Source organism: Nocardia stercoris (assembly GCF_003696265.1).
Classification (GTDB): Bacteria; Actinomycetota; Actinomycetes; order Mycobacteriales; family Mycobacteriaceae; genus Nocardia; species Nocardia stercoris.
Window position 1 is genome coordinate 1 of record NZ_RFFH01000005.1, and the last position, 14194, is coordinate 14194.

General features: G+C 65.4%; 16 protein-coding genes and 3 pseudogenes. 10 read left to right on the plus strand and 9 right to left on the minus strand.

The genetic code is table 11. From position 1 onward, the window contains the following. Positions 1-185: 185 nt before the first annotated feature. The 4 genes and pseudogenes from EBN03_RS13760 to EBN03_RS13775 all read right to left on the minus strand — a co-directional run. A pseudogene (locus EBN03_RS13760) lies at positions 186-455 on the minus strand (transposase); the annotation flags it as partial. A 112-nt stretch (positions 456-567) separates the two neighbouring features. Continuing rightward, positions 568-999, minus strand: coding sequence for a hypothetical protein (locus EBN03_RS33730; RefSeq protein ID WP_147471576.1), 432 nt, complete (start codon positions 997-999; stop codon positions 568-570). Positions 1000-1126: 127 nt separating this feature from the next. Further along, positions 1127-1327, minus strand: a pseudogene (locus tag EBN03_RS13770) (ArsR/SmtB family transcription factor); the annotation flags it as partial. Then, entirely contained in the window at positions 1317-1508 is a 192-nt protein-coding gene (locus tag EBN03_RS13775; protein WP_122188430.1) for a hypothetical protein, read from the minus strand. The pseudogene EBN03_RS13770 and the gene EBN03_RS13775, both read right to left, overlap by 11 nt. A 167-nt stretch (positions 1509-1675) precedes the next feature. Here EBN03_RS13775 and EBN03_RS35835 point away from each other — a divergent pair, with 167 nt between their 5' ends. Together EBN03_RS35835 and EBN03_RS13785 are read left to right on the plus strand one after the other, a co-directional pair. Then, positions 1676-2074 (plus strand): helix-turn-helix domain-containing protein, encoded by a 399-nt coding sequence (locus EBN03_RS35835; RefSeq protein ID WP_407671153.1) that lies wholly within the window; start codon positions 1676-1678, stop codon positions 2072-2074. Next, on the plus strand, positions 2071-2730 hold the full coding sequence (locus EBN03_RS13785) for a sensor domain-containing protein (protein WP_158675619.1): 660 nt from the start codon (positions 2071-2073) through the stop codon (positions 2728-2730). The genes EBN03_RS35835 and EBN03_RS13785 overlap by 4 nt, the downstream gene beginning before the upstream one ends. Before the next feature lie 269 nt (positions 2731-2999). On the opposite strand, the gene EBN03_RS13790 is transcribed toward EBN03_RS13785, so the two are convergent. Then, positions 3000-3389 (minus strand): MarR family winged helix-turn-helix transcriptional regulator, encoded by a 390-nt coding sequence (locus EBN03_RS13790; RefSeq protein WP_233608376.1) that lies wholly within the window; start codon positions 3387-3389, stop codon positions 3000-3002. A 133-nt stretch (positions 3390-3522) separates the two neighbouring features. Between EBN03_RS13790 and EBN03_RS13795 the strand changes: the two genes are divergently transcribed. The 5 genes and pseudogenes from EBN03_RS13795 (at position 3523) to EBN03_RS13815 (ending at position 9510) form a co-directional block, all read left to right on the plus strand. Beyond that, positions 3523-4335 carry an alpha/beta fold hydrolase gene (locus EBN03_RS13795; protein ID WP_122188433.1) on the plus strand — a complete coding sequence of 271 codons (813 nt, stop codon included), beginning with the start codon at positions 3523-3525 and terminating at the stop codon, positions 4333-4335. Further along, positions 4332-5087, plus strand: a complete 756-nt coding sequence (locus tag EBN03_RS13800; protein ID WP_122188434.1) for an MBL fold metallo-hydrolase — start codon at positions 4332-4334, stop codon at positions 5085-5087. The genes EBN03_RS13795 and EBN03_RS13800 overlap by 4 nt, the downstream gene beginning before the upstream one ends. 603 nt (positions 5088-5690) lie before the next feature. Then, positions 5691-6563 (plus strand): annotated as a pseudogene (locus tag EBN03_RS13805) (aminotransferase class I/II-fold pyridoxal phosphate-dependent enzyme); the annotation flags it as partial. 651 nt (positions 6564-7214) lie between these two features. After that, positions 7215-7355, plus strand: coding sequence for a hypothetical protein (locus tag EBN03_RS34120; RefSeq protein WP_158675620.1), 141 nt, complete (start codon positions 7215-7217; stop codon positions 7353-7355). A gap of 1783 nt (positions 7356-9138) precedes the next feature. Continuing rightward, on the plus strand, positions 9139-9510 hold the full coding sequence (locus EBN03_RS13815; RefSeq protein WP_122188436.1) for a MerR family transcriptional regulator: 372 nt from the start codon (positions 9139-9141) through the stop codon (positions 9508-9510). A gap of 80 nt (positions 9511-9590) precedes the next feature. On the opposite strand, the gene EBN03_RS13820 is transcribed toward EBN03_RS13815, so the two are convergent. Continuing rightward, entirely contained in the window at positions 9591-9794 is a 204-nt protein-coding gene (locus tag EBN03_RS13820) for a cold-shock protein (protein WP_122188437.1), read from the minus strand. A 517-nt stretch (positions 9795-10311) separates the two neighbouring features. Between EBN03_RS13820 and EBN03_RS35840 the strand changes: the two genes are divergently transcribed. After that, a complete protein-coding gene (locus EBN03_RS35840; protein WP_456093814.1) occupies positions 10312-10701 on the plus strand; it encodes a transposase in 390 nt (129 codons plus the stop codon). Here EBN03_RS35840 and EBN03_RS34125 read toward each other — a convergent pair. Beyond that, positions 10657-11070, minus strand: a complete 414-nt coding sequence (locus EBN03_RS34125) for a nuclear transport factor 2-like protein (RefSeq protein ID WP_122188438.1) — start codon at positions 11068-11070, stop codon at positions 10657-10659. The two genes, EBN03_RS35840 and EBN03_RS34125, sit on opposite strands and share 45 nt — an antisense overlap. Before the next feature lie 130 nt (positions 11071-11200). After that, on the minus strand, positions 11201-11827 hold the full coding sequence (locus EBN03_RS13840) for a PAS and ANTAR domain-containing protein (protein WP_122188719.1): 627 nt from the start codon (positions 11825-11827) through the stop codon (positions 11201-11203). Positions 11828-12102: 275 nt separating this feature from the next. Here EBN03_RS13840 and EBN03_RS13845 point away from each other — a divergent pair, with 275 nt between their 5' ends. Then, positions 12103-12537, plus strand: a complete 435-nt coding sequence (locus tag EBN03_RS13845) for a response regulator (RefSeq protein WP_158675621.1) — start codon at positions 12103-12105, stop codon at positions 12535-12537. Positions 12538-12822: 285 nt separating this feature from the next. Here the strand turns inward: EBN03_RS13845 and EBN03_RS13850 are convergent, their stop codons facing one another. Beyond that, positions 12823-13029 carry a hypothetical protein gene (locus tag EBN03_RS13850; RefSeq protein ID WP_122188440.1) on the minus strand — a complete coding sequence of 69 codons (207 nt, stop codon included), beginning with the start codon at positions 13027-13029 and terminating at the stop codon, positions 12823-12825. A 339-nt stretch (positions 13030-13368) separates the two neighbouring features. Here EBN03_RS13850 and EBN03_RS13855 point away from each other — a divergent pair, with 339 nt between their 5' ends. Next, complete coding sequence (locus tag EBN03_RS13855; protein WP_122188441.1) at positions 13369-13794, plus strand: nitroreductase/quinone reductase family protein; 426 nt, start codon at positions 13369-13371, stop codon at positions 13792-13794. Positions 13795-14194 lie beyond the last annotated feature (400 nt).

The following is a 14194-nucleotide window of genomic DNA, read 5'->3' on the forward strand; positions in this document are numbered from 1 at the left end:
CACCGCCGTCATTGTCCGCCTGCGATACCACGACGCCACCAAGGCCTACGCCGCACGGCGCAAACATGACGGCAAGACCACCCCCGAAATCCTGCGCTGTCTCAAACGCTATCTTGCACGAGAAGTGTTCCGCGCCTTACGCACCGACTACCGGGCGATGGCGGCTTGACATCTATAGGAGCGTCCTTGGCGATCTCCTTCAACGCTGCCTTCTCCAGCTCCGCTTCAGCGAGAAGCCTTTTCAGGGTCGAGTTTTCGCGTTCGAGGTCCTTCAACCGTTTGGCATCGTCGGCTTTGAGGCCGCCGAACTGGTTGCGCCACCGGTAGTAGGTGGCTTCGGTGATTTGGAGGGCCCGGCACACGTCGGCGACGTCTTTGCCCTCGCTCAGCAGCCGATCAGCCTCGCCCAGTTTCCGCACGACCTGTTCCGGGGTGTGCCTTTTGCGTGTCGCCATGGTCATCGAGCCTTCCCGCCCACTTCGTGGGCCGCAAGGCTCTCACACTCCCCGGACCGAAATCATGGGGTCAGGTCAGGTGCGGGTGAACTTCTTGTCGATCATGCTGGATCTATGTGCAGTGTCCGACGGGAGAATTGTAACCGGCATTGATGCCGCCACCCGAGCTCCACATGCTGCCTCCCCATTGGATGCAGGTATGAGGCGCATAGACTTTGACCGGTCCGGCGTAGGTGGTGTACCAATTGTCGTCCTGCTGGCCCGGAGTATTGGGTATCTGTACATACGCGACCATATCGATTTTGGTGGCGTTCGGATTGCTTCGCCACGTGACCACACAGTCCGTCCCGTTGTTGTACATCAGGTAGACGGTGCCGACCAATGTTCCGCCGCTGTTCAGGTCGGCGTGGTCGATCTCGTAAAATCCGCTGCCACAGACAGAGGCCGGAGTTGCCGCTTCAGCCGGTGTGGCCACCGTGAGAGATCCGGCAAGTGCAGCAAGGGCGGTGATTCCCAGATAGGCAAGCTGTCGCAATCTGCGCATGATGACCGCGCCTTCCTCGAAGAATGGAACACGCGTCAGGATACTGAGACCCTCGACTCGGTACCTCCCACTATTGGAGACCCTGTCGGTGCGGACCTGCACCCACCGTGTACGGATCAGCACGCGCGATCAGGGTGATCTCGCCCGTGTCCTGACGGCGCAGGAGCTCTTCTCTGGTGATGGCGTCTTGCGGCGAGCCGAGGACGGCGGCGGCTGCGACGGCCACGTCGGCGAGATGGGCTTCGGCGACAGTTTGCACCAGCGCAAACAGGCGGGCGACGTCTGTGCCGGCGAGACGGCAGTAGTGGCGGCTGCCGTCACGGCGAGCCGTGCTGCGTCAGAGCCGAACGTTCGACCAGTGCGTTGGTCCAGGGGAGCATCGTGCGGACCTGGTACAGCTTGCGGCCGTGGCGATATCGATCCAGACCGGCGTCCTTGGCGGCCAGGTGTGCATCGTAGACGGTTCGAGCGAGGTCGGGACGTGCGGCGACCAGTGACCGGGGTAGCACGACGGTGTGATAATCGGGAAATTGCTGTGCGGCGGTAGTATTCGCGTTCGACGGCTTCGTGGTCGCGGAACAGCCGGGCCACGTGGGGCGATTCGTCCAGCACGCACTGCAGAACGTTGGACGAGACGAGGGCGTCGATCTCACCGCTGTCGAGCATCACGCTCGGTGTGCGTCCCGTCGGGGCCGATTCCACGTGCACGTTCGCCGGGTGCGGCTGGGGGACGAAGTCGAATGGCGGCGTCGGCCGGTCCAGGCCTCCGATCTTCCGCGCCGAAACCGGTTGCAGCCCATTGCAGTGGCTGCTGGATCAGCGGATCGACCGGGCCCGGGAGCTGCTCGAGATCACCGGCCTTTCGATCCCCGAGGTAGCGCGCCGAGCCGGAACGCAGATCCCACTCTCGCACAAGCGATCTCATCCCTCGGACCCCAAACGCGTGCTATTGCCTGCGGGTTCGTGCGGTCACGCAGCGCGTATCGGTGGTCGCCTCCCTCCCTGGGAGCAGACCGACCCCCTACCCGGGTTGGATGAGCGATTGCAGGGTATGGCCCTAGCGTTTCCTGCGTGACGATCATCAGGCGCTTGGGCCTCGACTTTGCATACACGTTCTTGGGATTGCCCCTCGCATTGGTCAGTTTCAGCCTCCTTGTATCCCTTTTCGCGGCGAGCATCGGCACTGCGGTGATCTTCGTCGGGATTCCGCTACTCGCGCTGACGTTGCTGCTCGCGCGCGGTTTCGCCGATCTCGAGCGCCTACGTCTTCTGCAGTTGACGGGCAGGGCGGCACCGCGGCCTCGATACGCCGCGGCCCCGGAAGGAGCGGGTTGGTTCCGTCGGATCACCGCACCGATCGGCCAGGGGCAGAGCTGGTTGGATCTGTTGTACGCGGTGGTCAACCTACCGATCGCGATCATCACCTTCGTGCTGCCGATCGTGTGGTGGGCAATGGCGCTGGGTGGATTGACGTACTGGTTCTGGGGCAAGTTCATTCCCTACGGCGACAGCCACGACATCGTCACAGAGACGATCATGGGCGCGGACACCGCCCACAACCGGACACTCTTCAACACGATCGTCGGTGCACTCGCGCTACTCACTGTGTACGCCGTCCAGCGGGGTAGCGCCGCGCTGCAAGCTACTTTCGCGCAGACCCTGCTCACCCGGCTCGCTGTCGTGCAGGGACGCACTCAGGATCCGGTCACGAGCCCGGCGAAGGTGTTCTGACAGCGGAGTTGCGGATGCGCCCGATCCGGCCCGAGCGGGGATTCAGCGGCCTGGACCGCAGCCGCTGAGTGGTGTCGTCAGCAGACGCTGTCGTGGCCCGGGCATCGCGACCCTGCTCTGGACGCTCGCGCCGATGTTCGTGGCGCCGGTCGCTGCGGGCCGAGGCCAGCGGACAGCAGAATCGGGACAAGTATCTCCAAGGCGAAACGTGTTGGGGGCCTGCACCCAACGACCCGCCAGGATCGTCGTTTCCGGCCTCTCGGCCCGGATCACGCCGTGGGATCGGGGCCCAGTGCGAGGTCCAGTAGTTCACCCAGTTGATCGAGCTGGTCCGCCGAGAGGGCCGCCAATGAGGCTGCGGCGAGCTCGTCCATGATGTCCTGCCCCTCGGCGCGTAGCCGCGCGCCCTTCTCGGTCAGCCGGTGCTTGACCGCGCGACCCGGCCCGGGAACTCGTTCGATCAGACCACGGTCGACCATCCGTGCGGCCAGGGAGCCGAAGGATTGATCCGTTTGGAAGGTCAGGACGGCGAGGTCGTGCAGCGAGGCGTCGGGCTTCCGATGCAGGTGCCGCAGGGTGTCCCACTGGACGAGTGAGATGCCCAGCGGCGCGAGAGCCTGACTGGCCCTGCGGTGGTGGCGGTACTGAAGACGCTTCACGGCTAGGGCGATATCTGCGGGACGGCGTGGCATAGCGATGATGCTACCGGGAAATCTCCTGTTGCTTATATAAGGTTCCTGTTCTAAGGTTGCTTATATAGCTCATCTCGACACTCGTGAGAAAGAAGGCACGATGAGCACTCTCTCCCCGGTCGGGGTCCTTCGGCCCGCTCGTACCGAAACCATTACTCTGCACAGCGATTCCGTTGGCCCGGTGCGGCTGACGGTCGCCGATCGCGACCGCACCCAACCCTTCCTGCTCCTGCACGGCGGTGGCGGGCCCGCGACCATGGCCGACTTCGCCGACCTGCTCGCCGAGCGCACCCACGCGCGTGTCCTGCTGCCGACACATCCGGGCTTCGCGGGCACCCCGCGCGCCGAGACACTCGCCGGCGTAACCGAATTGGCGCGGACCTATATCGCGCTGCTCGACCACCTCGACCTCACCGATGTGACCGTGGTCGGCAACTCCTTCGGAGGCTGGCTGGCCGCCGAGATCGCCTTGCAAGGCAGCCCGCGGGTCAGCGGGGCGGTCATCATCGACGGGATCGGCATCGAGGTCGAGGGCCTCCCGATGACCGACATCACTGGGCTGGCGCCGGCCGAAATCCGGGCGCACTCCTTCCACGATCCGAGCAAGGCGCCGTTGCCGCCGAACACCGGGGGTGCTGGGCCGAGTCCGGACCTCGAGGCCCTGATCGGTTATACGGGTCCTTCCATGTCCGACCCCACTCTGCGGCGGCGGCTGGGTGATCTGCACCTGCCCGTCCACGTGTTGTGGGGTGAGAGCGACGGCATCGTCGGCCCCGACTACGGTCGCGCCTACGCCGCCGCGATCCCGATGGCGACGTTCACGCTGCTGCCACGCACCGGCCATATGCCACAGGTCGAATCGCCCGAAGAGCTGCTCGGCGCAATGCTCGATCTGGGGAGGGCGGCGGCATGAGCACTCCCCTCACCGTCACCCGTATCCGGCACGCCTGCCAACTGCTCGAGTTCGGCGCGGTCCGTGTTCTCACCGACCCGTGGTTCACCCAGACCGCCACCTACTACCCCGGTGAGCCCACCGCGGCGGGGATCGAGACGCTGGGTCACGTCGACGCCCTGGTGATCAGCCACGAGCACTACGACCACTGCGATCTCGACGCCCTTGTCGCGGCAGGCTTCGATCTCGATACCCCGGTCATCGGGCCCGGCACCGTCGCGGCCCTCGCGCGGGCCAAAGGATTCCGGAATGTCCGCACCGTGGAGGCGTGGCAGTCCACCACAGTCGGCGATCTGACCGTGACCGCGACGCCGGGCGAGCACGGCGTCCACGAGGTCACTTTTGTTCTCCAATCCGGTGAGCGCACAGTCTTCTTCGGCGCAGACAGCCTGCGGGTACCCGAAATGGACGCCATACCAGAACGATTCGGGCACATCGACCTGACGATCCTGCCGACCAACGGCCTGTGCGTGCGCCCGATGAACCTGACGCAGATGGTCATGAACGCGAGGCAGGCCGCGGAACTGACCGCCGTCCTGCGGCCCACGCTCGCCATTCCGCATCACTACGCGTTTCACAGCGGACGGCTCGGCGACCGGATGATCACCGAAACCGACCAGGATCCACGGCATTACGCCGACGCGGTCGCGCGGCTCGCGCCAGAGATCGCCGTCCGCATCGTCGTGCCCGGAACCCCGGTGATCGTCCCGTGAGAGAGATCAGTGGTGGTGAACGCACATTCATGCCGGTGATCCCCGACGGCCTTCCGTCGGGCGAGTAGCCCATGGTCGCCGTGGTCCGGGCCGCGCCTGGTCATGAGCAACAGCTCAATACCAGGTGAGCGGGTGCCGAACTGCACCAGCGATACCGAAGTTGCGCGGATGGGTGGGCGGTGCCCCCTATACGCTCGGCCTGGCTCGCTGCTCGCGGCCTGATCGCAACCGACGCGACCCATGAGGAGTTGGTCGTCATCCGTGCGGTGCGGTCGGCAGAGATCGTTCCCGTCGCCGCGTCCGCGGGGGTGAATTCGAAACCGTCCGTGCCGATTCAGGTCCAGACGTAGTCAGCCGGAACAGGACTGCAACCCACACCGGTCAGCTGCATTACCTGCGCGAATCGGTGAACGTCGGACCGCTGCGCTTAACGACCTCTGCCGGGGACCGGTGCCGCGCAGACGCCGCGCCTGTGCCGGCGGTGTACGGCACAACCGAGCGGGTATGCGCTTCGCGTGGAACAGACTCGAGCACCAATATTGGAGGCATTGGCGGACTACCGGCGCCTCGGCCGCTACGGGTTCAGCCCGCCCGGGCACCGCCAAGGCGTGGGGGGCGCATCTTCCGTTCCATCCCGAGCTGCCGACGTGGGCGATGGACGCCGGAGCCGACATGTGCCTGGTCAGTGTCCACAAGATGGGCGCGGGTTTCGAACAGGGCTCGGTGTTCCACGTCCAGGGCGACCTGATCGACCGCGCCCGGTTGAAGCTGTGCGCGGACCTGCTCGTGACGACCAGCCCGAATGTGTTGCTGTACGCGGCAATCGACGGCTGGCGCCGCCAGATGGTGGAGAGTGGTCATGAATTGCTGGGTAGCGCACTGCAACTCGCCAAGCATGCCCGTGACGAACTCGGCCGCATACCCGGGATCTCGGTCATGGACGACGAGCTGCTCGGGGCCGAGGCATCGCACGATCTCGACCGGCTGCAGGTTCTGCTCTATGTGTCCGCGACCGGAGCCTCCGGGTATCAGGTCGTCGACTGGCTGCGGGAGAACCGTCGAATCGACCTCGGGCACAACGATCACCGGCGCGTTCTGGCCACGCTGTCGATCGCGGACGACGACACCACGGTCGGCGCGCTGATCGATGCGCTCACCGCGTGGCGGGTGGAAGCTGTGGATGCTCAGGCGCCGAAGATGTACCTGCCGCATCCTCGCGAACTGCAACTCACCTCGGTCCTGCTGCCGCGGGATGCGTTCTTCGGACCGTGCGAGCGAGTACCGATCGGCGAGGCGCCGGGGCGGATCGCCGCGGAACAGGTCACCCCCTATCCGCCGGGCATCCCGGTGATCGTGCCCGGTGAGCTGATCGACCGCGGAGTCGTGGAGTACCTGCGTTCGGGTATCGCTGCCGGGATGAATGTCCCCGACGCCTCGGACCCGACGGCGGAGACATTGCGGGTCGTCACCGGATGACCGCGCGGACGCGACAGTCGTCCGGCGAGGCCGGCCGGGCTGGGGAGACCGTGAGTTCGGCGGTCAGCTGGTCGGTCGCTGAATGACTCGGCCGTCCCAGATCAGACTCGACTCCGTCGACTCGGAGAAGGCCGTGGCCAGGATGTCGTCGGGCTGTTCCGCCCAGCCACACCGACAGCGGCTCCCCGGGTGCGGCTGATGGTGAGTGATCCGGTGGATCAGTGCCCGCGCTGGTGACCGCAGGCTGTGTGCCACGGTCACCGCGCGGCTCAACGCGAGCCTTCGTGGTCTGTGGATCGACGTGCGCTGTGGCGACTTTGCTGCTACGCCAGTAAGACAGTTCGATCTGATCCTGGCCAACCTGCCGTACGTGCCGGGGCGGCGGCCGGGGTCCTGCCGGGGCCTGGTCGAGCCTGGGATTCCAGAGGGCCGCAACATCCTCGATCCACTGTGGGAAATGCTGCCTGACCTGTTGGCGCCTGGCGGCATCGCTCTGCTGGGCAGTCCACGCTCTGCGGTACGGAACGCACCCTGGACCAGCTCGGATCCGGCCGGTCGACGTCGTTCCCGCCCCTGCTTCTGCGCGGGTGAATTCCGAACCGTCTGCGGCGCTCCGCGTGCAGACATAGTCAGGAAGGGTATGTCGCCGCCATGGAACTTCTGCTGTTGTTGATCCTGCCCGTCGCCATCGCCGCCGTCGTCGTCGGCCGCCGGTGGATGCGAGGCCGGAACGCCGACCGCACGGTCGTCACGACCGGCAATCCAGCCGGCAAACGATACGACGACTCCTGAGCTTCAACGGTCAGTGTCCGAAGATCGGGATAGTCGGTGAGTACCCAAGTCCGACCAGGCGACTGTGTTCGCGACCGTCGAAATGGCTCGCAAGAATGATACGGCCGCCGCGGTCAAGCATTATCCATGGAGCCGCTTATGAGGAAGCGCTGAGTGAATGCCCGTCCGTCGCTCACGTTCAGCTGGCCCAATGTGGTCGCCACATCGTCGTCGCGATGGCTTGGACTGCAGTTCACTCGGGCATCACCCTTGAAATAAAGAGCAGTCAATTCAACGATCTGCGAGAGGAGGCGGTGGAGGTATGTGTAGCAACCATTTATCTGAAGAGCCCCAATCGGCACGAGGAGCCCAGGGCTCGCGAGACACCGGGTCGGATACGCCGGACGGCGGATCGGCGGATCGCCCCGCCGGCACATTCGATGAGGAAGAAGTTACCTCGACACGCGACCATAACCCGACGCAAGAAAACATCGGCGGGAGCGGGACCCTCCCTCCGGGAGACGCGGAACCGGCGATACCGCCCTATGAAGGCCGTCGAACAAGCGCCGAAGGAAATACGACCAGCAGCGCGGGCGAAGGGTCCGGCGCCAACACCGGAGGCGCTGGACACCCGGTGAGCGACCCGAACTTCAAAGCGCCTCGCCCCGAGGACACTCCGGGGGGTGCCACCACCTCCCCAGCCGACGAGCAACCCGCATCGCAGGCCTCGGAAACCGAAGCCTCCGACGAAGGTGTAGAAGTCGGCAGTCACAGCGGCGGCGTACGCAGAGCCGAGGACCAACCCGGCGAATCCCGGCCGAAGTGACCTTGCGGTCGACGACGGCGAGCACCTGATGCTGCGACTCGTCATCGGCCTGAACGACCGCGAGGCGGGCGACCCCGTCACAATGGCGCGCCGCCCGTGACATCGTCGGCGTGCAGGCGGCCCCGCCTGCTAGCCCTGGCGGGCGGGTCATGGTTCATCCGACACGTCTTCTGAGGTCGACCCGACCAAGCACGTTCGCCGTCGCGACCGCATCGATGCCCACAGTCGCGTGCCCCCGGGCAGCCGCAGAAGGGTGCCCATGGCCCGGCCAGCGGCGAGCCACCCGGCCGGAAAGAAGCACGAAACCGGCAGCCCAGCCCTGGCAAATATCTCGCCGACCACTACCCGGCGCCCCGACACCGGCCTAGCCAGGTTGTCCTGCGACCAGGCCCGCCGACCTGTTCGACGCCGTCATCGCCGCTCTACTGCGCCGCCACAGGTCAGGGAATTGAACACGCGGTGGATGCGATCTCGGTGACTGCCCAGCGTGCGGGATCGGGATCCGAGCGCCGGGACTGCATCGGCAACGCGAACGCCGCTGACGAAATCTGCACCCATGGATGTAGACAATCGATGTCAGGAGTTGTACTGTCTCTCTCGTTGAGAGAGCAAGAAGTCGAGTGGCCGTGGCAGAGATGAACTGCCCGGAAGAAGTTGGTTTCGCCGTCCCCTCCTGCGGATGAAGGATTCGCTTTTGGGCAGTACCGCAGGAGGGGACGAAGAACACCGCGAAAGAAGCGCCGAAAGTAGTACGACGACTTTCGAAGCGGGACCGTGCCGGCAATTGGGTGCGGGGTTGCGCAACCTACGACCCAGGAGGTGGTCCACGAGTACATACGCACGTAATTTGCGTCCCTGTCTACACAAGCGGACGCGGTGTCAGTCACCGGCCTCCTCGGCCGGTAGTCCAGTTTGAGAAATCCCCTTCGAAAAACGACCTCAGGCCCCGGCGCGCTGTATGCGCCGGGGCCTGAGGGCATGAACCCGACGAGAGGTTTAGTGGAAGATCCACACGCGCGCCCTGTCGACAGCACTCCCGCCGACCGGCTCGACGATGACGACTACCCGGCCTACAGCATGGGTCGGGCTGCGGAAATCGTCGGAGTCACCCAAGCCTTCCTGCGCACCCTGGACGCAGCGAAACTGCTTACGCCGCAACGCTCCGAGGGCGGGCACCGTCGTTACTCCCGCTATCAGTTGCGGATCGCAGCACGGGTGCGGCAACTGGTCGACGACGGTAACCCGCTCGAGTCTGCCTGCCGGATCGTCATCCTCGAAGACCAACTCGCCGAAGCGCAACGCATCAACAGCGAGCTGCAGCACATCATCGACGACAATCGCGGCCCCTAGCGGCGGTGGCGTGTTGGCAAGGTAGGTCAACGAAAGAAGCTCCGCACCTCTATGGTGCGGAGCTTCCTGGTCACGCAGAATCAGATGGCGCGGACGTCCTGTGCCTGCGGACCCTTCTGGCCCTGCTCTACACCGAACTCGACACGCTGCCCCTCTTCGAGGGATTTGTAACCCGAGCCGCTGACGGCCGAGTAATGCACGAAGACGTCCGGGCCGCCTCCGTCTTGGGCGATGAAGCCGAAGCCTTTTTCGCCGTTGAACCACTTCACAGTGCCTTGAGCCATGCTGTTACAACTTCTTTTCTGTAGGTGAGCCAGGCAAATTCTTTGCAAGAAGCCCGTTCTCAACTCTCGACTATGCCACGCCAGACGTCGATCCTGTGTCCGAGCGTCCGGATTGTGAGCTGACAGACAGCGCTTCCGATCTGCCGGCCCGTCGGACGCCGGAAGTCAGAGGCCGCCGGAAGTGTAGAGGTTCATGGGGTTTCGGCCCGGCGACACCTGCGCAATCCTCACCGTCCCGATCGCCGCGCGCACGACGAACAGCTCGACGTGCCGATGCCGCCGCCGACGAGCTGATCACGTTGACGCCCGGCGCGGCCGCGGTCATCGAACGCCGCTGGAGACGCGTCGCGCAGGTGGCGGGCCGGTGAATCGTTCAGTGCGATAGCTCGATCTCTCGGGATGCCCCTGCCAACACGTCCGGCGGTTCCTTGCGCAGACCGGTGGGATCCGCAGGCCGCCGTCACGGCGACGCATCCAGTGCCTGACGATCGCCGAGCGAGAAGAGATCTCTCGCGGCCTGGCAACGGGCCGGTCCGCCCGCGAGATAGCCGCGTCCCTGAGGCGTTCGCCGTCGACCATCGCACGCGAAACAGCGCGCAGCGGCGGACGAACGGCTTATCGCGCGGCGATGGCCGATCAGCGGGCCTACCAGCGCGCGCGACGTCCGAAACACGCCAATCTGGCACGGAATCCGCTGTTGAGAGTCCTTGTCGTGGAGAAGCCGGCTGCCTGTTGGTCACCCGAACAGATCGCCGGCTGGCTGCGCCACCAGTTCCCTGGGGACCGATCGATGCAGGTTTCACACGAGGCGATCTATCTGACCTTGTTCGATCCTGGGCGAAAGGCGATCGAGCGGAACCTGTCACGCAAACTCCGTACCGGCCGGCTGATGAGACATCCGAAATGAGCGCACCGCTCGGACGGGCGCCAGGTCATCAGCGACCTGGTGCCGATCAGCGAACGGCCGATCGAAGTCGAGGGCCGGCAGGTCGCCGGCCACTGGGAGGGTGATCTGGTGATGGGGTCCCGACCGTCCGCGATCGCGACTCTCGTGGAACGGACCAGCCGATTCACCGTGCTGGTCGCGCTTCCGGACGGCATCAAAGCTCATCAGGTCACCCCGCATCTGACGAATTCCCTGCCACACATGCGGCGACATCCCGTCCAGAATCTGCATCGGGTCAGCACAGGCCGCGATCATCGCCTCCGCGTCGCCGCGGTTGAATGCGTCGACGTATTGACGCACCGTCGCCATGGGATCGTTCGAGCTGGTCACAACAGAACTCCTCTCGCATGGTGCTTCGAATGCAGCGGGCAGAGGTAAGAACGGCTGTGAGCAGCAACGCTGACACCGACGAACTGGACAGCTGAGAGTTCTCGTGGGGCCCTGTCGGGTGTCGGTAGCGTCAGTGCGGGATGCGTTCGTGCAGGGTCAGCAGGATGTGGTCGAACCTCGCCACGGTCGCCTCCGGCGCGGCCGGGATTTCGGGCAGCTCGGCGATCAGCTGTTGGGCGAGGTCCCGGAGGCGGGTGTTGTTCTCCTGGGACCGCCACACCAACAGTTTGAACGCCTGGTCGGCGTCGATGCGGTAGACGCGCATCAGCACGCCCTTGGCCTGTTCGATGACCGCCCGCGACTCGAGCAGCTCGGGAAGCTGCTCGTCGAGGGCCTCCTGGCCGACGTCGGTGAGGGTGCCCGACAGGTCGACGTAGTAGCCGGCGGTGCCGACCGCGCGGCCGTCGGCGTCGTGGATGCGATCGGCGACCACCAGCACCTGATGTTCGGCACCGTGGGTGTCGATGAACCGGTGGCGGCTCGAGAACGGTTCTCCCTCGGTGAGGGAGCGGGCGATGATCTCGGCGACCTGGTCGCGGTCACCGGGGTGCTTGTGCTTCAGGAGCAGGTCGGTGGTCGGCTCGACTTCGCCGGGGGTGTAGCCGTGCATCCGGTACACCTCGGGTGACCATTCCCAGCGGCGGGTGGCGAACCAGAACCGGAAACTACCGGTCCGCGGGCGAGCGGACCTATTCATCGGTTCCGGCGACGCCACCGGCTCGGAGGGTGTCGTCTCGGGCGGGCCCGGCTCGGCCGACGGCTCAGCAGGAGATCCCACACGACGATCATCCCACCGCAAAAACCCGCCTACCAGTGCGGATCGGCCACACCGAACGACCCCGGGCCTCGGGGAACAAAGTCACCCGCACCGGGGAACAACTCCTGCTCCCACCGCCCTCACCGCCAGCGCACACTCGAAGAATGAACCAGTCGGCCCAGCACCAGAGGCGTCTTCCGGCGCCTTCTCTCCCAGTGCGAGTGCTGTTGGTCGACGATCATCCACGCACTCGCGCCGCGGTGACCGACTTCCTCGAAGCTGATACCACGATCACGGTGGTCGCAGAGGTCGCCACGCTGCGCGACGCCGTGTCTGCCGCCGAACGCCTTCGCCCCGACATCATCGTGATCGATCCCGATCTGCCCGACGGCGACGGATTGTCCCTGTGCCGCACCGCCGCAGGCGATCCGGCGCCGCCTGTTCTGATCCTCACGACGGATTGCGGTCCCCACCTCGTCATCGACGCTGTCCGAGCCGGCGCTCGTGGGTTTCTGGTCAAGGACCCCGCTTTGTTCGGGCTGTCCGACGCCATCCGGCGAGTAGCGGCTGGTGAATCCGTCCTCGATGACCACAGCTCCGCCGTACTCATCCACGAACTACGCCGTCGCGACGCCCGCCAGCCGGTCTGACCTCATGGTCGGGGTGTTCGTTTTCCGAACACTGCCGCAGCATTCAGTGAGTTGCCCGACCTACCTCGGAATGAGTGGTTGTTCCCATGCTCGTTACCCCACGGTTTGGCCCGCCGGGCGAGCGAGTAGGCATCGATCACGAAACGGGATTGCGCTCGCGTGCCGCGAGGCGCATCGGCCACTCGGCAAGGTCCAGCGGGCCGAGCCGGCGACGCGCGGCGAGGACGACGGGACCGCCGCCCTTGCGGACATGGCGCGGAAGGCGATTCACGTCGGTGAGGTGCGTCAGGGGATATGCATCAGCTGTCCAGCAGCACCGAACAGGCGGCTGCCGAGCTTGATGACAGGAAGTCCCAGCGGGATCAGAAGGATCGTCGCGCACAACACCGCGCCGAGAATCCACACCAGAGTCGCGAGCAACCCGACTACCGTGCCGAGCACGGCTGTCACGATCCCCAACACCACTTTGAGCAGACCCTGTATCGCTCGCATGACGACCTTCCTGCAGTTTATTGTCCTCCTGTTCGTGCTGAAATGCTCGCGTTCGCTGGCCTACCCGCGTGACCAGACCCACCACCGGCCGCCTCTCTGGATCCGAACGCTGTAACCATTGCGACGACGGCCGCCCGTCTACTGCCGCGACCTCGGAGCGCGCGCCCAGGAACCCACCTCAGGTACTGGCGATCGACGTCGACATCGGACCCGCTTCGCCACACCACGTCCTCGACGGCGGTCGTGGCGGAGCGTTGCGCCCGAAAGGGAGCGAACCTGGTGTCCTGACGCGCCGAAAGAATCCCGCTTCGGCTGCACAGCTCGAGGCAGGATCGACGAATGAGTGCAGCGCCGTCCCCAGCCGCGGATCTGCGGCGACGCATCACCGTGCTCCTGCAGCGGTACGTGGTGAATCCTGTGGGCCGGCGGCTGGCCCCGTACCTTCCCAATGAAGCCGTGCTGGAGACGGTCGGACGCAAGTCGGGCCTGCCCCGGCCCACGCCCATCGGTGGGCAGCTCGATGGCGCGACGTTCATGTTCGTGAGCGAGTTCGGGCGCAAGTCCCAGTACGTTCGTAACCTCGAAGTGAACCCACGGGTGCGACTTCAGATCAAGGGCCAATGGTATCCGGGCACCGCCACCGTTCTCGACGGTGACGACGCCCATGAACGGGTGCGGCGGCTGCCGAAGCCGAACAGCCTGCTGGTCCGGCTCATCGGCACCGACTTGCTGACCATCCGGATCGATTTGGACAGTGCGCCGTAGGGAACCTCGGTCAGGGCAGTCCCGCGGCGTGAGCGGGGTGCTGTAGCCGGAGCCGCTGCTGCCTCGCGGGAAGAATGCGGGACGCCCGCCGGAAGTGCCCTGCGAGTTGCACACCGGTGATCCGGTATACCCGAGGTCAGAAGGTGTATCCGGGTCACCGGCAATCATGCGGGTTCACGTAACTCGTTGCTGCACCACGCAGGCCGGATCGGCGCGGGCGGTGTGGACCGCGATCATGGTCGCCATCGCCTCTAACGAGATGCGCATCTCAGCGCGGAGCGAGAAGGACCACGCCGTATGACTGGTCGCCTGACGCCAGGTTCGGTGTGTGGTTGCTGGGTATTTGCTGGATATGGCCGTTCGCATGACGGCCTATCCACTCATCAGGGTGTCGTTGCTC